Annotated in this window: 16 protein-coding genes; 10 read left to right on the forward strand and 6 right to left on the reverse strand. The window is 63.9% G+C overall.

The genetic code is table 11. The annotated features are described in order from the left end of the window. Positions 1 to 43 precede the first annotated feature (43 nt). From NKJ67_RS07140 to NKJ67_RS07150, 3 genes are all read left to right on the forward strand, one after another. Complete coding sequence (locus NKJ67_RS07140) at positions 44 to 1,132, forward strand: citrate synthase/methylcitrate synthase (RefSeq protein ID WP_352580905.1); 1,089 nt, start codon at positions 44 to 46, stop codon at positions 1,130 to 1,132. A gap of 186 nt (positions 1,133 to 1,318) precedes the next feature. After that, positions 1,319 to 2,101: a 3-hydroxybutyrate dehydrogenase gene (locus NKJ67_RS07145; RefSeq protein ID WP_352580906.1), complete on the forward strand. Its 783-nt coding sequence runs from the start codon at positions 1,319 to 1,321 to the stop codon at positions 2,099 to 2,101. 46 nt (positions 2,102 to 2,147) lie between these two features. Continuing rightward, positions 2,148 to 3,281, forward strand: a complete 1,134-nt coding sequence (locus tag NKJ67_RS07150) for a patatin-like phospholipase family protein (protein ID WP_127270167.1) — start codon at positions 2,148 to 2,150, stop codon at positions 3,279 to 3,281. A gap of 33 nt (positions 3,282 to 3,314) precedes the next feature. On the opposite strand, the gene NKJ67_RS07155 is transcribed toward NKJ67_RS07150, so the two are convergent. Further along, positions 3,315 to 3,911, reverse strand: a complete 597-nt coding sequence (locus NKJ67_RS07155) for a TetR/AcrR family transcriptional regulator (RefSeq protein WP_127322484.1) — start codon at positions 3,909 to 3,911, stop codon at positions 3,315 to 3,317. Positions 3,912 to 4,033: 122 nt separating this feature from the next. Here NKJ67_RS07155 and NKJ67_RS07160 point away from each other — a divergent pair, with 122 nt between their 5' ends. The 6 genes from NKJ67_RS07160 to NKJ67_RS07185 all read left to right on the forward strand — a co-directional run bounded on the left by NKJ67_RS07160 (position 4,034) and on the right by NKJ67_RS07185 (position 12,216). Further along, positions 4,034 to 4,495: a (2Fe-2S)-binding protein gene (locus NKJ67_RS07160; protein WP_352580907.1), complete on the forward strand. Its 462-nt coding sequence runs from the start codon at positions 4,034 to 4,036 to the stop codon at positions 4,493 to 4,495. A 2-nt stretch (positions 4,496 to 4,497) separates the two neighbouring features. Then, positions 4,498 to 6,771, forward strand: coding sequence for a xanthine dehydrogenase family protein molybdopterin-binding subunit (locus NKJ67_RS07165; RefSeq protein WP_352580908.1), 2,274 nt, complete (start codon positions 4,498 to 4,500; stop codon positions 6,769 to 6,771). After that, the gene (locus NKJ67_RS07170) at positions 6,768 to 7,376 is read left to right on the forward strand and encodes a hypothetical protein (RefSeq protein ID WP_352580909.1); all 609 of its coding nucleotides are present in this window, start codon (positions 6,768 to 6,770) and stop codon (positions 7,374 to 7,376) included. Before NKJ67_RS07165 ends, NKJ67_RS07170 begins: the two co-directional genes overlap by 4 nt. A 154-nt stretch (positions 7,377 to 7,530) precedes the next feature. Continuing rightward, positions 7,531 to 8,703, forward strand: coding sequence for an efflux RND transporter periplasmic adaptor subunit (locus NKJ67_RS07175; protein WP_127266906.1), 1,173 nt, complete (start codon positions 7,531 to 7,533; stop codon positions 8,701 to 8,703). Between the two features lie 82 nt (positions 8,704 to 8,785). Then, positions 8,786 to 11,965: an efflux RND transporter permease subunit gene (locus NKJ67_RS07180; protein ID WP_352580910.1), complete on the forward strand. Its 3,180-nt coding sequence runs from the start codon at positions 8,786 to 8,788 to the stop codon at positions 11,963 to 11,965. 92 nt (positions 11,966 to 12,057) lie between these two features. Further along, positions 12,058 to 12,216, forward strand: coding sequence for a DUF3309 family protein (locus NKJ67_RS07185; RefSeq protein WP_023810914.1), 159 nt, complete (start codon positions 12,058 to 12,060; stop codon positions 12,214 to 12,216). A gap of 63 nt (positions 12,217 to 12,279) precedes the next feature. Here NKJ67_RS07185 and NKJ67_RS07190 read toward each other — a convergent pair whose 3' ends face one another. After that, entirely contained in the window at positions 12,280 to 13,239 is a 960-nt protein-coding gene (locus NKJ67_RS07190) for an SDR family oxidoreductase (protein WP_352580911.1), read from the reverse strand. A gap of 98 nt (positions 13,240 to 13,337) precedes the next feature. Continuing rightward, entirely contained in the window at positions 13,338 to 13,547 is a 210-nt protein-coding gene (locus NKJ67_RS07195) for a DUF680 domain-containing protein (protein WP_256747372.1), read from the reverse strand. Positions 13,548 to 13,680: 133 nt separating this feature from the next. On the opposite strand from NKJ67_RS07195, the gene NKJ67_RS07200 reads away from it, so the two are divergent. Next, positions 13,681 to 14,589 carry a LysR family transcriptional regulator gene (locus NKJ67_RS07200; protein ID WP_256747373.1) on the forward strand — a complete coding sequence of 303 codons (909 nt, stop codon included), beginning with the start codon at positions 13,681 to 13,683 and terminating at the stop codon, positions 14,587 to 14,589. Here the strand turns inward: NKJ67_RS07200 and NKJ67_RS07205 are convergent. The 3 genes from NKJ67_RS07205 to NKJ67_RS07215 all read right to left on the reverse strand — a co-directional run bounded on the left by NKJ67_RS07205 (position 14,553) and on the right by NKJ67_RS07215 (position 16,969). Continuing rightward, on the reverse strand, positions 14,553 to 15,728 hold the full coding sequence (locus NKJ67_RS07205) for an MFS transporter (protein ID WP_127380694.1): 1,176 nt from the start codon (positions 15,726 to 15,728) through the stop codon (positions 14,553 to 14,555). The genes NKJ67_RS07200 and NKJ67_RS07205 overlap by 37 nt on opposite strands. A 123-nt stretch (positions 15,729 to 15,851) precedes the next feature. Beyond that, positions 15,852 to 16,160: a DUF1244 domain-containing protein gene (locus NKJ67_RS07210; RefSeq protein WP_027037142.1), complete on the reverse strand. Its 309-nt coding sequence runs from the start codon at positions 16,158 to 16,160 to the stop codon at positions 15,852 to 15,854. An 11-nt stretch (positions 16,161 to 16,171) separates the two neighbouring features. Beyond that, positions 16,172 to 16,969, reverse strand: a complete 798-nt coding sequence (locus NKJ67_RS07215) for an N-formylglutamate amidohydrolase (protein WP_127327660.1) — start codon at positions 16,967 to 16,969, stop codon at positions 16,172 to 16,174. Positions 16,970 to 17,080 lie beyond the last annotated feature (111 nt).

Below are 17,080 nucleotides of genomic sequence, written 5' to 3' on the forward strand. Positions count from 1 at the left end.
CCATCTCTATCTCCGATCCGGAAATGCTTCAAGGAGACAGGCTATGGCGAATGGGCTCGATGACGTGGTGGCGGCGGAAACCGTGCTTTCCGATGTGGATGGTCTTGGTGGCCGTCTGACGATCCGAGGTCATTCGCTGCCGGAGCTGGCCGGCCGCTTGAACTATGCCCAGGTGATGCGGCTGCTGCTCGACGGCTTCTTCGACGACCTTCCCGATGAGGCGCAACTGACGCGGGCACTGGGCCAGGCACGCGCCGAGGTGTTCGAACGGCTCTTGCCCTCGCTGCCCCTGCTGGCGTCGCTCGATGTTTACAGCGCCATGCGCGCCGGCATGGCGCTGCTGCCGGACGGCGAGACCTTGGCCGATGCCTTGCTGCTCATCGCAGCGCCCGCCGTGCTGACGCCGGCCCTGCTGCGCCTGCAGCGCGGCGAGCAGCCGATCGCGCCGGACAGCCGCGCCGATCATGCCGCCGACATGTTGAAGATGCTGAGCGGCAGCGTCGCCTCGACGGCGCTGGCGAAGGCGCTCGATACCTATCTCGTGACCGTCTGCGATCATGGCCTCAATGCGTCGACCTTCGCCACCCGCGTGGTCGCCTCGACGAAGGCCGGGCTGACATCCTCCGTGCTGGCCGGGCTCGGCGCGCTCAAGGGGCCGCTGCATGGCGGCGCGCCCGGTCCGGTGATCGAGATGCTGGATGCGATCCAGGCGCATGGCGATGCCGCCGGCTGGCTTCGCGACGAGATCGCGCAGGGCAGGCGCATCATGGGCTTCGGGCACCGCATCTATCGCGTGCGCGATCCGCGCGCCGATGTGCTGAAGGCCGTCGTGCGGCAACTCGGCGGCGAGGGCGAAACTGGCCGCCGGCTGGCCTTTGCGGAGACGGTCGAGCAAACGGCACTCGAGGTGCTGCGGATCGCCAAGCCGTCGCGCTCGCTGCAGACCAATGTCGAGTTCTACACCGCGCTGCTGTTGGAGGCGGCGGGTTTTCCGCCACAAGCTTTCAGCAATGTCTTTGCCGCCGGGCGCGTCGCCGGCTGGATCGCGCATGCGCGTGAACAGCAGACGACCGGGCGGCTGATCCGCCCGCAGTCGCACTATGTCGGGCCGGTGCCGGACCTGGTTGCCTGAGGTCTTTTGGCGCCTGGCGAGCGACCGGCGATCCAAACGATATCCTCCTGGTGAGCGGCCGTGTGGCCGCTCATGACGAAAATTTCATCTCCTCAAAAACTCTGGCCGCTGTTATTGCGTCGCATTGAGCATATATGCTGCAGTGCAACATAAGCTCGCTCTTGCCGCAACCAGAGGACTCCGCCCTTGGCCGCCAGAAAAACCGCAGTCATCACCGGCTCCACATCGGGCATTGGCCTGGCCATCGCCCAGGCGTTGGCGGCCGAAGGCCATAATGTCGTCGTCAACTCTTTCTCCGACACGGCCGCCGACCACGCCATCACTGATGCGATCGCCAAACACCACGGGGTGAAAACCGCCTACATCAAGGCCGACATGTCGAAACCGGCCGAATGCCGGGCGCTGATCGCCAAGGCGGCTGAGACATTCGGATCGGTCGATATCCTCGTCAACAATGCCGGCATCCAGCATGTCGCGCCGGTTGAGGACTTTCCGATCGAGAAATGGGACGCCATTATCGCCATCAACCTGTCGTCGGCGTTCCACACCATTGCAGCCGCGATCCCGCTGATGAAGGAGGCCGGCGGTGGCCGGATCGTCAACATCGCCTCGGCGCACGGCCTGGTCGCGTCGCCGTTCAAATCGGCCTATGTCTCAGCCAAGCACGGCATCATGGGATTGACCAAAACGGTCGCACTCGAACTGGCGCGCGAAAAAATCACCTGCAACGCCATCTGCCCGGGCTATGTCCTGACGCCGCTGGTCGAGGCGCAGATCCCCGACCAAATGAAAGCCCATCAGATGGATCGCGAGACCGTCATCCGTGAGGTCATGCTGGACAAGCAGCCGACCAAGGAATTCGTCACGGTGGAGCAGATCGCGGCAGCGGCGGTGTTCCTGTGCTCGGACGCGGCAGCGCAGATCAACGGCACGCATCTCTCGGTCGATGGCGGCTGGACCGCCGCGTGAGGCGCAAAATCTTCTCATCTATCCAAAACGAACCAAGGACGACGCCATGACCAAAAACGGCAAGGCGGAGGAGACAAAGAAGAAGATCAACATCGCGCTTCAGGGCGGCGGCTCGCACGGGGCCTTTTCCTGGGGTGTGCTCGACCGCCTGCTGGAGGACGGACGGCTGGAGATATCAGCAGTGTCCGGCACCAGCGCCGGCGCCATGAACGCGGTGGCGCTGGCCGACGGATATGTGCGCGGAGGTGTCGAGGGAGCGCGGCAGAAACTTGACGATTTCTGGCGCGCGGTGGCGGCCAAGGGCCGGTTCAGCCCGGTACACCGCATGCCGTGGGATGTCGCCTGGGGCAACTGGTCGATCGAGAATACGCCTGGCTATGTCTTCTTCGACACCATGTCGCGGGTGTTCTCGCCCTATGTCGCCAATCCGCTCGGCTTCAACCCGCTGCGCGACGTGGTTCAGCAGGAGATCGATTTCGACAATGTCCGCGCCTGCAAGTCGATGGAACTGTTCATCTCGGCGACCAATGTCGAGACCGGACAGTTGCGCGTCTTTTCCGATGGCGAGATCGACCTCGACACGGTGATGGCCTCGGCCTGCCTGCCGCAACTGTTCCGTGCTGTCGAGATCAAGGGGGTGCCCTATTGGGATGGCGGCTATGGCGGCAACCCGGCGCTTTATCCGTTCTTCAAGACGGCTGCGACCGAGGACGTGCTTCTGGTGCAGATCAATCCGGTGGTGCGGGAGGGAACACCAAGAAGCGCCAACGAGATCCAGAACCGCATCGACGAGATCGCCTTCAACGCCGGGTTGCTGCGCGAATTCCGCTCGATCGCCTTCGTCAAGGAACTGATCGCCGCCGGCCGTCTGCCGCATGGCGAGTATCGCGACATCCGCATGCACCGCATCGATGCCGACGAGGCGTTCAAGGACCTGTCGGCGTCCTCGAAGGTCAACGCCGAATGGGCGTTTCTGACCTACCTGCGTGATCTCGGCCGCACCGCCGCCAGCGACTGGCTGGAAGAGAATTACGAGGCCGTCGGCAAGCGACCGACGCTCGATCTCTCCGGCGAACTCGATGACGGCTTCAAGCCGGTGCGCGGTCCGGCACCTGGCCGGCGGGTCAAGGAATTTCTTGCGGCGCGCAAGAACCCGGAGGCAGAGCGCCGGCGCGCCTGAGCGACCAATCAATGTGCATCGATTGGTCCGCAATCATGCCTTCAAGGTCAGGTCGATCACCCTGATCAGGGCAGCGGCCGCCTGCCGCTGTCCCTCCGGATCTCTGATCCGCGCCTTCATGCCTTCCAGCCCGTCGAGCAGCATGTCGGCAAGCAGTTGCGCCGACAGGCCTCTGGCCGCCAGGTCGACGCCGTTCCTGGCTGCCTCGCGCTCGATCGCGGCGCCGATGTGTTGGCCAAGCCCGCCGCGCCAGCAGCCTACCAGATCGCCAAGGCTCGATTTCATGTCCAGCAATTCGGCGCCGTGCGGCGAAGCAACGACCGCGCCCATCATCGAGATGAATGCCTCGTCGATGGCCCGCATCATGCGCTCGGTGAAAGGGCCATCGCCGGATAGGGCAATCTTTGCCGCCTCGACCGAGCGTGACAGGATCATCATGGCGATGGCGCGGAAAATGTCGGTCTTGTTCTTGAACAGGAGATAGAGCGCCGGGCGCGACATGTCTGCGGCGCGGGCGATATCGTCCATGGTGGTGCGCGAGAAACCATAGGCCAAAAACACCTTCATCGCGCCATCCAGGATACGGACGCGTTTGGGGTCTGTGGCGGTGATGTCTTCGATCTGGTTCATGGAGCAATTCTATCCTGCAAAATCCTATTTGACAAAATGACGAAATTTGTCAATCTGTATTAGGTGAAATGGCCGAGAGGACGCTTCGCCCTTGGCAGCGGACGACAACAAAGGGTATCCCCATGCGCCTTACCGTCGACGGGCAGTCTTTCGATATCGATGCCGATCCGGACATGCCGCTGCTGTGGGCGCTGCGCGATCTCATTGGCAAGACCGGGCCGAAATTCGGCTGCGGCATCGCCGCCTGCGGCGCCTGCACGGTGCATATCGACGGTCAGCCGGTGCGTTCCTGCTCGCTCCCGGTGGGGCAGGTCAGCGGCGCTATCACGACCATTGAAGGCATCGGCACGGCGGGGAAGCTGCATCCGGTGCAGCAGGCATGGCTGGAGGAACAGGTCGCGCAATGCGGCTACTGCCAGGCCGGCCAGATCATGAGCGCGGTGGCGCTGCTCGATGAAGTCGCCGACCCAAGCGATGCCGACATCGACAACGCCATGGGCGGCAATCTCTGCCGCTGCGGCACCTATCCCAAAATCCGCTCGGCCATCAAGAAGGCCGCGGCACTCAAGACGGCGGGTCTCTGACCATGGCCAGTGTCGGAAAGATCGCCCGCCGCACGTTCCTGATTGGCGCTGCCGCTGTCGCGGGCGGCGTTGCCGTCGGCTATTACTACTATCGCAAGCCCTTTCCGAACCCGCTCGAGGCCGAACTCGGCAAGGGCGAGGCGACGTTCAACCCCTATGTGAAGATCGGCGCCGACAACACCATCACCATCGTCGCGCCGCGCGCCGAGATGGGGCAAGGCATCTCGACGACGCTTGCCGCCATGGTCGCCGAAGAGCTCGATGTCGGCCTTGACCGGGTCAAGGTCGAGCATGGACCAGCATCCCATGCCTACTACAACGCCGCGATCCTTCAACAGGGCGGTCCGTTCGCCTTCTTCGACGAGAGCATGACGGCGCAAGCGGTGCGCTCGGGTCTCGGCGTGGTTGGCAAGTTCCTTGCCCTGCAGGGCACCGGCGGTTCGGCTTCGACACGCGATGGTTTTGACAAGATGCGGCAAGCGGGTGCCGCTGCCCGGCAGATGCTGATCGCGGCTGCGGCGCAAGAACTGGGTGTTGCCGCAGCCGATCTGGAAACGGCCGACGGTTCGATCCTGCACAAGGCGTCGGGCAAGTCGCTGACCTATGGCGCGGTCGCCGCGGCCGCCGCCGCGATGGCGCCGCCGGACGAAGTCAGGCTCAAGGACAAAGCCGACTGGAAGCTGCTGGGAAAGCCGCAAAAGCGCATCGACATGCTGGCCAAGGTCACCGGGGCGCCGATCTTCGGCATCGATGTCAGGCTGCCGGACATGTTCTACGGCACGGTCAAGATGAGCCCGCGCTTCTGGGCCAAGCCGGTCAAGGCGGACCTTTCCAGGGCCGAAAAAATGCCCGGCGTGATCAAGATCGTGCCGCTTGAGACGAATTATGGCCATGGCTTCGGCATCATCGCCGACAACACATGGGCGGCATTCAAGGCGGCCGAGGCGATCGACGCCCAGTGGTTCGATCCCGAATACCCGCTCGGCAGCGCTGCCATTTCAGATGTGCTGAAGCAGGCGCTTGCCACCAAGGGGTCGGTGATGCGCGACAATGGCGACGTCGATACCGCTTTTGCCGACGCGCCGCGCGAAAGGATCGTCGAGGCAGACTATGCCGTGCCCTATCTGGCGCATGCGACGATGGAGCCGATGAACGCCACGGCACAGTTCAAGGACGGTGCGCTCGACATCTGGTGCGGCAACCAGGCGCCGACCCTGGTGCGGCAGCTTTGCGCCAACGCGGTCGGCATCGAGCAGGGTAAGGTCAATGTGCACACCACCTTCATGGGCGGCGGTTTCGGCCGGCGCGTCGAGACGGATTACGCGCTGTGTGCCGCGTTGATGGCGAAAGAGACGGGCGGGCGTCCGATCAAGGTAACCTGGACGCGCGAGGAAGACATGCGCCACGACGCCTACCGGCCGGCTGCTATCGGCAAGTTCCAGGCGCGGCTTGGCGACGATGGCATGCCGGTGGCCGTCGACATGAAGATGGCCTCACCATCGGTGATTGCCGGCATGCTGCGCCGGCTGTTCCCTTCGATATCGCCGCTCGGTCCCGACAAGACCATCGTCGATGGCGCTTACGACCAACCCTACACCATCCCGAATTACCGGGTCAGCGGTGTTGCGGCGCCGGTCTCCATCCCCGTCGGCTCCTGGCGCTCGGTCGGCAGCTCGGTCAACGGCTTCTTCCACGAGGGTTTCATGGACGAGATCGCCATTGCCGGAAAAATCGATCAGGTCGAGATGCGCAAGAGACTGATGGCCGCTTATCCCTCGGCGGTGAAGGTGGTGGAGAAAGTCGCCGCGATGGCGAAATGGGGCGAGGCGCTGCCCGCCGGCAAGGCCAGGGGCATGGCCTTCACGCTGTCCTTCGGCAGCTGGGTCGGCGAGATCGTCCAGGTGGCGGACACGCCGGCCGGCATCCGCATCGAGAAGGTGTGGATCGCCGCCGATGTCGGCACCGCGCTCGACCCCGGCATCATCGAGGCGCAGTTGATCTCGGCGGCCATCTACGGTCTTTCGGCGGCGATGGGGCAGGAAATCACCTTCGCCGACGGCATGGTCGAACAGTCGAACTTCCACGATTTCGACGCCATGCGGATCTTCCAGTGCCCGGTATTCGAAGTTGCCATCCTGGAAAACTTCCACAGGATGGGCGGCGTCGGCGAGGTCGGCACACCGCCGGCGGCTCCGGCGCTCGCCAACGCCATCTTCGCGCTCACCGGAAAGCGCATCCGCACGCTGCCGCTGTCGAAAGCGGTAGCCTTCGCATGAAGAAGCTCGTCATCATGCTGACGCCTGCTGCCATGCTTGTGCTCGCAGCACCGTTTGCGATCGCGCAAGAGAGCCAGACGCCGGCGCCGGTGGCAGTCGACACAGCAAAAGCCCTGTCCGAATGGGACAAGGTCTATGCGGTGTTCTCGCATCCGCGCTGCGCTGACTGTCATGTCGCGGACGAGCGACCGCGCTGGTCGGGTGCGCATTACGGCGGCACGCGCGTGCACGCCTTCAATGTCCAGCGCGGTGCTGACGGGTCGGGCTTCGGCAGTCCGGGCCTGCGTTGCATGACTTGCCATTTCTCCAGCAATTCCAAGGCATTGCACGGGCCGCCCGGGGCCGAGAACTGGCATCTGGCGCCAGCCGAGATGGCCTGGTTCGGCAAGTCCTCGGCCGAAATCTGCGCCCAGATCAAGGATCCCTTGCGCAACGGCAACCGCAGCTTGAAGGACATCGCGGTGCATGTTCGCGACGACAGACTGGTCGCCTGGGGCTGGGCGCCGGGATGGGGTCGTGAACCGGCTCCGGGCTCCGCCGAAGCGACCTATCAAGCGATCGAAAACTGGGCGGCGGCGGGCGCATCTTGCCCGGTGGCGCAATGATCTTGCAACTTTCAGACTATATTGCGGTGCAACTTTGATGTAGAAGCGCGCTTCGCCGATCACGGCAAATTGAACACGGCCCGGCGCGCACCCATATCGGCGACGCGCCCGCGTTATGAGGACGCTGGCCGAACCCGCAGTGGAAAAAACGACGATGAGAATCAGGTTTCACAAGCTTGCAGCCGTTGTTGTGCTCATTGGTTTCGCGGCGTGGATGGCGACAGGCGAGTTTTCGTCAGTCGGCAGCGTAGCCGCCAACAAAGCCAAGGCAGCCGAAGCCGAACAGGCCAAGGCGCCCGATGCGGCGAAGCCGAAGCAGGCGGAAGCCGAGCCGAAGGCACCGCTGCGCACGGTCGCTGTGGTGACGCCGCCACGCAAGACCTATGCACGCGCCATCCGCATTTCCGGGCTGACCGAAGCCGACAAGCGGGCGGTGCTGGCGACGCGCGTCGCCGGTGTCATCGACAAGCTGCCTGTCAAGCAAGGCGATCACGTCAAGACGGGGGATCTGGTGCTGATGCTTGCGGCGGAAGAAAAGATCTCGATGGTCGACAACGCCAAGCAATTGGTGGTGCAGCGTCAGGCCGAGCTGGACGCAGCCTTGCGGCTGATGAAATCAGGCAATCTGCCGAAGCTGCAGCTCGACACCGCGCGCTCGAACCTGACCTCGGCGCAGTCGCAACTGGAAACGGCACAGGCCGAACTCGACCGCAACGAGGTGAAGGCGCCTTTCGACGGCGTTATCGACCGGGTGCCGGTGGAACTTGGCAGCTCCATCATGCAAGGCGGCGAGGTGGCGACCATCCTCAAGCTCGATCCGGTGATTGCCCGCGGCGAAGTCAGCGAGCGCGATCTCGGCTACCTCAAGCTCGGCGACAAGGCCACCATACGGCTGGTCAGCGGCCAGACCGTCCAAGGCACCGTGCGCTACATCAGCCGCGACGCCTCGTCGGCGACCCGCACCTTCCGCGTCGAGGTTGCCGTCCCCAATGCCGACGGCTCCGTGCCGGCCGGCATGACGGCGGAAATCGCGCTCAACGCACAGCCGACCGACGCGGTGCTGCTGCCGCGCTCGGTTGTGACGCTCGGCGACAAGGGCGACCTCGGCATCCGTGCCGTGAGCAAGGACAACAAGGTGGCGTTCTTCCCCATCGACCTCGTCGACGACACGCCGACAGGCCTCGTCCTCGGCGGCATACCGGCCGACGCCCGCATCATCGTCGCCGGCCAGGAACTGGTGAAGGAAGGCGATCTGGTCAATCCGGTCGAGGCCGACCAGGCGATCATCAAGAAGCTGCTCGGCGAAGCGACGGCCGGCACGCAGTAGCAAGAGATCGCGACGGACTAGCCCTAGGCGGGGACAATCGGCTGCGACGCAGCTCGTGAAAATTCAAGAACAGGCGTTAGCCATGGATATCGTCAGACTCGCAATCAACAATGCCCGCCTGACCATTTCGGTCCTCGTCTTCCTTCTGCTGGCGGGCTGGGTCGCCTATCAGGCGACGCCAAAGGAAGCGGAGCCCGACGTTCCGATTCCGATGATGTATGTCAGCCTGATCTACCAGGGCATTTCGCCCGAGGATTCGGAGCGGCTTCTGCTGCGGCCGATGGAAAGCAAGCTGAAAAGCCTGAAGGGCCTCAAGGAGATGCGTTCGGCCGCCTTCCAGGGCGGCGGCTACGTGCTGGTCGAATTCCAGCCGCAGACCAATCTGGCCACCGCGCTGCAGGACACGCGCAGCAAGGTGCAGGACGCCAAGGCCGACCTGCCGCAGGCGGCGGAAGAACCCGTCGTCACCGAAGTCAACATTTCCGAATTTCCCGTGCTCGTCGTCACGCTCTCGGGAAATCTGCCCGAACGCGTGCTGACCGCCGCCGCGCGTGAACTGCGCGACCGCATCGAGGAGGTTCCCGGTGTTCTCGAGGGCTCGCTGCAGGGTGCGCGCGACGATCTCGTCGAGGTCGTCATCGATCCGATGAAGCTGTCTTCCTATGGGCTGCAACTCGATCAACTGATCGGTGCGGTCGGCAACTCCAACAGCCTGGTCGCCGCCGGCAATATCGAAGGCTCGGAGGGCAAATACGCCGTCAAGGTACCGTCGCTGATCGAAACGCCGGAGGATGTCGCCGCACTGCCGGTGGTCGCCGGCCCCAATGCCGTGGTGCAGGCCAAGGACATCGCGACGATCCGTTCGACCTTCAAGGATGCCGAGACGGTGACCCGTCTCAACGGCAAGCCGGCCATCGCCATCGAAGTCAAGAAGCGCATCGGCTCCAACCTGATCGACACCATCGCCAAGGTGCGAACGGTGTCCGACGAGTTCGTCAAGTCGATGCCCGAGGGCATGAACGTCACCTACACGCAGGACAAGTCGGTCTTCGTCAACCAGCTGCTCGGCGACCTGCAGAACCATGTGATGATCGCCGTCATCCTGGTGTTCATCGTCATCCTCTACGCGCTGTCCGGCCGCGCCTCGCTGCTCATCGGGCTTGCGATTCCGTCGTCCTTCCTGATCGGCATCCTGCTGCTGGCGATGATGGGCTACACGATCAACATGATCGTGCTGTTCAGCCTAATCCTGGCCGTCGGCATGCTGGTCGACGATGCCATCATCGTCACCGAGTTCGCCGAACGGCGGATGAGCGAGGGCATGCCGAAGGAGGAAGCCTTCGCGCTCGCCGCCAAGCGCATGGCCGGTCCGGTCATCGCCGCGACGATGACGCGCATCGCCGCCTTCTCGCCGCTGCTGTTCTGGCCGGGCATCATCGGCGACTTCATGAAGTACATGCCGATCACGCTGATCGTCACGCTATCGGCCTCGATGCTCTACGCGCTTGTCTTCGCGCCGACGCTGGGTGCGATCTTCGCCAAGGCGCCGCCGCATCATGAGGATGACAATCGCGACGGCTGGTACATGGCGATCGTCAAGCAGGCGGTGCGCTTCCCCATCACCGTGCTGGTGCTGACCGTCGCGCTCTTGTTCGGCGTCGGCTTTGCCTATTCGAAATACGGCGCCGGCGTCGAGTTCTTCCCGAATGTCGAGCCGGATTATGGCCTGCTCTACGTGCATGCGCGCGGCAATCTTTCGCTGGCCGAAATGGATACCGCGACCAAGATCGCGGAAGACAGGCTGCTCGGCTGGCCGGGTGTGAAGTCGGTCTACACCCGCGTCGGCAAGACGCAAGGCGGCGGCCAGGATATCCCCGAAGACGTCGTCGGCGTCATCCAGTACGAATTTATCGACTGGCGCGAGCGCAAGTCGGCGAACCACATCCTGGACGATCTGCGCGGCGTCATGGCCGGCATTCCCGGCGTCGATGTCGAGGTGCGCGTGCCGGAAGCCGGTCCGCCGACCGGCAAGCCGATCCAGATCAGGCTTTCGGCCGTCGACCCCAAGGGGCTCGACGACAAGGCCCGTGAGGTCGCGGCGCGCATCGGCAAGGTGCCCGGCGTCATCGATATTTCCGACGGCCTGCCGCCGCCCGGTGTCGACTGGGCGCTCGAGGTCGATCGTGCCAAGGCGGCGCAGTACGGCATCAGCCCAACCTCGGTCGGGACGGTGGTGCAGCTGGTGACCAACGGGCTGAAACTCTCGGAATACCGGCCCGCCGGCGCCGACGACGCGGTCGACATAAGGCTGCGGCTGCCCGAAGACCGGCGCACGCTGTCGACGCTCGACGAACTCAGGGTGCAGACCTCACAAGGCTCGGTGCCGATCTCGAACTTCGTCGTGCGCAAGCCGGAGCCGACGGTCGGCATCCTCAACCGCATCGACGGCGCGCGTACGGTGGTCGTCCAGGCCAACGTCGCCGCCGGCGTCCAGGTCGCGGCTGTGCAGGAGCAGGTCACCAAGGCCGTCTCCGACATGGATCTCGGCAGCGGCATCCGCTGGAAGCTGGCCGGCTCGAACGAGGACAGCGCCGAAGCCAGCGCCTTCCTCAGCAAGGCCTTCGGGGCGGCGATCTTCCTGATCTTCCTGGTGCTTCTGGCGCAGTTCAACAAGTTCACCAGCGTCTGGCTGGTGCTGTCCTGCGTGGTCATGGCGACGATCGGCGTGTTCCTCGGGCTGCTGATAACAGGCGAGACGTTCGGCATCGTCATGTCGGGCATCGGGGTCATCGCTCTGGCCGGCGTGGTGGTGAACAACAACATCGTGCTGATCGACACCTATGACCGGCTGCGTGAAGAAGGCTGGGACAAGGTCGAGGCGGTGCTGCAGACTTGCCGCGAGCGCGCCCGCCCGGTCGTGCTGACGGCTGTGTCGGCCATTCTCGGCGTGCTGCCGATTGCCTTCGGCCTCGGGTTGGAAATCTTCCATCACGAGACGACGATCAACGCGCCGTCGACGCAATGGTGGATTTCGCTCTCCTCGGCGATCGTCTTCGGCCTGTCCTTCGCCACGGTGCTGACGCTGGTGGTGACGCCGTCGATGCTGATGGTGTTCACCCGCGCCAAGGTCAAGCCGGGCGCACGGCGCGGCTTGATCAGCCGTCTGTTCCGGCGCGGCAAGGGCGACATTTCCTCGACCGATGCGCCTGGGCGGGATGCCGGAGCCGGGCCGGATATCGCCTTTCCGAAAGCCGCCGAATAGATCATTGCCGATTTGACCGGCAAAGGCCGCCCGGAACAACCGGGCGGCCTTTTGCATTGTTCTTGGGAGAAAAGTCGAATTGCGGGGTTCTCATGCCGATCACCACCATCGTCATCATCGTCCTGGTCCTTATCCTCATCGGCGCGGTGCCGGCCTGGCCGCATTCGCGCTCCTGGGGCTATGGGCCCTCGGGTATTGTCGGCGTGGTGCTGGTGGTGCTTATGGTGCTGCTGTTGATGGGACGGCTCTGAGGCGCCCTCTCAGTCCGCGGAGATTGTTAATGTGCGGAGGAGTATCGCCCGCCATCGCGGAGGTCAGGCAGCTTTCGCAACGCCGGTCACGGTGGTAATGCCGATATCCCCGAGAGCTTCAGTGACGGCCTCATCCAGCGGCGTGTGCGGGATCGCGCCGATGATGCCTTCCAGCCTTGCCGACGCCAGTTGGTGCGGTTCGAAGCGCAGATAGGACATCGACACGATCTCACGCCACATCGCCACGAACGGGCTGCCGGCGCGCAGCACCCACCAGGCCATCGAGGTCATCTTGAGCGGACGGCCAAGCGCCTTCTCCGCGGCCGCCTTGATCTCTAGGTCGGTGACGGGATGGCCCGGGAAGTTGAAGGCTTCATAGGCGCCGAGCTTGTCCAGGTTCTGCGCCAGTCCGACGAAAGCCCTGGCCAGATCCGGCAGGTAGGCCCATTCATGCACGAGGTCGACCGGGCCGGGCGCCGTATAGATACCCTTGTTGATCTTGGCGGCGACGACCAGGTCGAACCACGAGCCGCTGCCGGTGCCGCCGAAGAAATCGCCGGCCCGCAAAATGATGGTGCGGACGCGGCGCGCTTCGGCCTCGCGGTGAAACAGGTCCTCCATCGCGACGCGGATGCGCCCCTTCTCGGTCGTCGGGCGGAACGGCGTGTCTTCCGTGATCACCTCCGGCATCGGCGACCCGTAATTGTATACGGTCCCGGGAAAGAGATGCAGTGCGTTGTTGGCACGGCAAGCGGCCATGACATTCTCGGCGATCGGCAGGCACTTGACCCATTCGGTGTAGATCGGGTTGAGGCCGTTGAAGATGATGTCGACACCTTCCGTGGCGCGGATCAGCGCTTCCCGGTCGAGCGCGTCACCGGCAACGGCCGTAGCGCCTTCGAGTTCAGTTGGCAGTTTGCCGTTGCGGGTGACGGCGCGGACCTCGTAGCCCGCGTCGATGAAGGCCTTGGCGACCACCCGGCCGAGCCGGCCATTGGCACCGAGAATTGCGATACTGGTCATTGGAAGCACTCCTGGGTTAGGATTTGCGTGGTCGGTCGCAAGGCCCGATCGGGATCAGCGACGAGCGCGATCGAGATCAGCGGCAAGCGCGATCGAGATCAGCGGCTGCCGAAGAGGTCGCGGTTGCTGCCTTGCGTGACCGGCTGCCGGACGGCCGCATCCGGGTTGTGGATCGAAGCGGTGGTCGTGTTGTCGGTGCTGGTGACAGCCGCCTGGCCGGCGTCGTTCGACCCAAACTTGTCGCTGCCGGCAAAGGCGGCGCTGACGGAAATGAGGATGGCGGCGGTGGTGAAAGCGATCTTGGTCATCTGAGTTCTCCTGGTTGGTGTTTGCAGTCCATGTTGGTGTTTGCAGTCCGTGTTGGTGTCTGCAGCCGGAATATGATCGCTCTGAACGCGAATGGAAATTGACTACAGATGGCGTTCTGATATTCATAAATGAATGGCTGAAATCGACTGGAACCTGATCAAGAGCTTTGTCGCCGTGGCGGAATCCGGCAGCCTGTCGGCCGCCACGCGAAAGCTTTCGGCCAGCCAGCCGACGCTTGGCCGTCACATCGGCGAGTTGGAACGGGCACTCGGCGTCACACTGTTCCGTCGAGGACGGCACGGCTACGAACTGACGGAGGCCGGCAGCACGCTGTTCGAACGCGGCAAGGCGGTCAGTGAGCAGGCAAGCGCCTTCTCACTGCTGGCGCTGGGTTCGGTCGAGGCCATCGAAGGCACGGTGCGCATCGCCGCCAGCGAGGTGGTGGCGGCCTATGTCCTGCCTGAGATGACGATGCGGCTGGGGATCGAGGAGCCCGGCATCGAGGTCGAGATCGTCGCCTCCAACCAGGTCGAGAACCTGCTGCGTCGGGATGCCGACATCGCCATCCGCATGGTCAAGCCGGCGCAGAACGAGCTGATGGCACGCAGGGTCTGCGATATCGAGCTCTGCGCCTGCGCGGCCAAATCCTATCTCGACAGGCGCGGCCGTCCGCTGAAGCCTGCCGATCTTGTCGACCACGACCTGGTCGGCTTCGACCGCGGCGACGAGATCATCAGGGGCTTTACCCAGCATGGCATCCCCGTCACCCGGAGCAGCTTCCGCTTCAGGGCCGACAACCAGATCGTTTTGTGGGAAGCGGTGCGGGCGGGAAACGGCATCGGCCTCGGTCAGGAGCCGCTGGCCGACAGGGATCCTTTGATAGAGAAGGTTCTGCCAGATCTGCCGCTGCCAGTTCTGCCGGTGTGGCTAGCGATGCATCGCGACGTGCGTACCAGCGTGCGCATCCGCCGGGTGGTGGATTTTCTCCACGAGGAGCTGAAACGCTATTCGGCGGGTGCTGGCGCGAATTCGGCGCGGTGAGCGAGCCCGGCCATCAGCAACACGATGATCAGCAGTCCCGACATGGTGATGAAGATCGGGCCAAAGCTGGAGTGCTCGGCAACGAAGCCGATCGCCGACGGCGCCACCAGTATGCCACAGTATCCGATAGTGGTGACCACGCTCATGCCGGTGCCAGAAGACATGCCTTCCTGGTTGCCGCCGGCCGAAAAGATGATCGGCACCATATTGGCGATGCCGAAGCCGCAAAAGGCAAAGGCTGCAATGGCGAGCCAGGGCGAGGGCGCCAGGCCAGCCACCAGCATGCCGACCGCGGCTACGAGGGCCGACACGCGCAGCGTCGTCACCGCGCCGAAGCGATTGCGTATGCCGTCGCCGAAGAACCGCGTAACCGCCATGACGCCCGAAAATCCGGCGTAGGCGAGGCCGGCAACGGCAAGATCGGCGCCGAGCTCCTGGCGCAGATACAGGGCTGCCCAGTCGAGCACCGCGCCTTCGGAGATCATCGCCAGCAGCGCCATCAGTCCGATCAGATAAACCAGCGGGTTTGCCGGCAGTGCGAATTTGTGGTGCTCGGCTGCCTGCGGGCTGTCTTCGGTGAGGAGATGGCGAACGGCCACCGCGATCACCGCGAAGGCAAACACCGTTACCGCCGCCGCGTGAGCGAGGTGGCCGTAGTGCTGGATGGCAAAGCCGCCGAGGCCGCCGCCGGCGAAGCCGCCGAGACTCCAGAAGCCGTGCGAGGACGACATGACGGCGCGGGAGAGCCGCCGTTCGACCACCACGGCATTGGCATTCATGGCAACGTCCATGCCACCGATCGAGCCGCCGAAGATGATCATGGCCGCGGCCGCCAGCGGTACGTTGGGCGCCAGCGCCACGACCATCAGACCGAGGCTGCCGCACAGGGCGAACCAGCGCAGTACGGTGCGCGAGCCATGTCTGGAGATCAAATGGCCGCACCAGGTCATCGCGACGACGGCACCGACGCCGAATAAGAGAATCAGCAGGCCGAGCGTGAACTTCGAAATCTCCAGCCGGGTCAGGAACACCGGGATCTGCGGCGCCCAGCTGCCCGTCAGGAAGCCGTTGGCGAGAAAAATGGCCGCGAGCGCCCATCGTCCGCGAATGGCAGTCAGCTTGGCAATTGACGCGTTCATGAGGCGAATCCCGCTGAAAATGGCTTCGCGCGGCAAATTAGATCGATTCAATTTTCAGTCAAGGCTCTTTCGGGAAGCATTTTGGGCCAAACATAGCCTTAAGCGATCGCTGGGGCGACGGCGTCAATGGTCCTGGGGGCGCCTTGCCTCGAATTCGGCCTTCTTGGCGTCGGAGGCCTCGGTCTGGTTCAGCGCCTGCCATTCCCCATAAGGCATGCCGTAGACGATCTCGCGCGACTGATCCTTGGTGAGATCGACGCCCTCGGCATTGGCTGCCTCGCGATACCAGTTCGACAGGCAGTTGCGGCAGAAGCCGGCGAGATTCATCAGGTCGATGTTCTGCACATCGTTGCGCTCGCGCAGATGCTCGACCAGCCGGCGGAAGGCGGCCGCTTCGAAATCGCGTTGCTGCTCGTCGCTGAGTTCGGTCATCGAAACCTCCGTCATAGCGGCCCGGTGCGCGAGCCGAACATCTTCACCACATGTATATCGGGACGACGGTCGATCGCGTCAACGATCGGCGCCAACCGTTCGGCCCAGGCGAGCGCGCCCTTCTGGTCCGATATCAGATCCTGTCGGATCTCGATCAGCGCATGGGCGAAGCCGTTGACGATGGCATGCTTGTACATGGTGTCGCCGCGCAGTGCGCCGTCATAGGGTTCGTTGTCGCCGACGACGAGGTTCTTGTCCTGCGCCAGCATGTCTATCAACGGCCGCGCCACGCGGTCGTCGAGATCCCACAGGATGCCGACGTGCCAAGGACGCTGGATTCCTTGCATGGCCGGGGTGAAGGAATGCACCGAAAAGATGAAGGGCGTCTGGGCGGAAGCCTGTGCGACCGATGCGATCATGGCGCCGACAGCGTCGTGATAGGGCCGATAGAACCCGTCGAGCCGCCTCTCGCGCTCCTCGGCAGTGATGGGGTAATTCCCAGGTACGACAGTGCCGTCATAAAGCTGGCGAATGAGCGTCGGATCGTCTTCGCCGCGATTGGGATCGATCAGCAGTCGCGAAAAATTGGCGAGCACCGCCGGCACGCCGAGCAGGGCAGCCAGTTCGCGCGTCACCGCCTCGACGCCGATGTCATAGGCGATGTGCCGGTCGAACTCGGCCGAGGGCAGGCCGAGGCTGCCGTAGTCGTCGGGCAGGTCGCGACGGGCATGATCGCCCAACAGCACGATGCCTCGCTTGCGGTCGCCCTCGATGATGTCGAAAGGCGCGAAAACTGTGGATCGGGTCATTGGCGGGAAATGGTCTGTTCGCGGGCTTCCGGGGAGGGTGCTATCGTCATTCCACGAAGACGACGCTTGCGCAATGCCGTTGTTTGGCCAAGGTTTCCCGGGAAATCTGGC

Source organism: Mesorhizobium sp. M0088 (assembly GCF_040322895.1).
Lineage (GTDB): Bacteria > Pseudomonadota > Alphaproteobacteria > Rhizobiales > Rhizobiaceae > Mesorhizobium.

What these genes read in the sequence shown, in the direction of transcription:
- NKJ67_RS07140 (WP_352580905.1), top strand. Translation starts at nt 44, where the DNA reads ATGGCGAATGGGCTCGATGACGTGGTGGCGGCGGAAACCGTGCTTTCC.
- NKJ67_RS07150 (WP_127270167.1), top strand. Translation starts at nt 2,148, where the DNA reads ATGACCAAAAACGGCAAGGCGGAGGAGACAAAGAAGAAGATCAACATC.
- NKJ67_RS07155 (WP_127322484.1), bottom strand. Translation starts at nt 3,911, where the DNA reads ATGAACCAGATCGAAGACATCACCGCCACAGACCCCAAACGCGTCCGT.
- NKJ67_RS07160 (WP_352580907.1), top strand. Translation starts at nt 4,034, where the DNA reads ATGCGCCTTACCGTCGACGGGCAGTCTTTCGATATCGATGCCGATCCG.
- NKJ67_RS07165 (WP_352580908.1), top strand. Translation starts at nt 4,498, where the DNA reads ATGGCCAGTGTCGGAAAGATCGCCCGCCGCACGTTCCTGATTGGCGCT.
- NKJ67_RS07170 (WP_352580909.1), top strand. Translation starts at nt 6,768, where the DNA reads ATGAAGAAGCTCGTCATCATGCTGACGCCTGCTGCCATGCTTGTGCTC.
- NKJ67_RS07175 (WP_127266906.1), top strand. Translation starts at nt 7,531, where the DNA reads ATGAGAATCAGGTTTCACAAGCTTGCAGCCGTTGTTGTGCTCATTGGT.
- NKJ67_RS07180 (WP_352580910.1), top strand. Translation starts at nt 8,786, where the DNA reads ATGGATATCGTCAGACTCGCAATCAACAATGCCCGCCTGACCATTTCG.
- NKJ67_RS07185 (WP_023810914.1), top strand. Translation starts at nt 12,058, where the DNA reads ATGCCGATCACCACCATCGTCATCATCGTCCTGGTCCTTATCCTCATC.
- NKJ67_RS07190 (WP_352580911.1), bottom strand. Translation starts at nt 13,239, where the DNA reads ATGACCAGTATCGCAATTCTCGGTGCCAATGGCCGGCTCGGCCGGGTG.
- NKJ67_RS07195 (WP_256747372.1), bottom strand. Translation starts at nt 13,547, where the DNA reads ATGACCAAGATCGCTTTCACCACCGCCGCCATCCTCATTTCCGTCAGC.
- NKJ67_RS07200 (WP_256747373.1), top strand. Translation starts at nt 13,681, where the DNA reads ATGGCTGAAATCGACTGGAACCTGATCAAGAGCTTTGTCGCCGTGGCG.
- NKJ67_RS07205 (WP_127380694.1), bottom strand. Translation starts at nt 15,728, where the DNA reads ATGAACGCGTCAATTGCCAAGCTGACTGCCATTCGCGGACGATGGGCG.
- NKJ67_RS07210 (WP_027037142.1), bottom strand. Translation starts at nt 16,160, where the DNA reads ATGACCGAACTCAGCGACGAGCAGCAACGCGATTTCGAAGCGGCCGCC.
- NKJ67_RS07215 (WP_127327660.1), bottom strand. Translation starts at nt 16,969, where the DNA reads ATGACCCGATCCACAGTTTTCGCGCCTTTCGACATCATCGAGGGCGAC.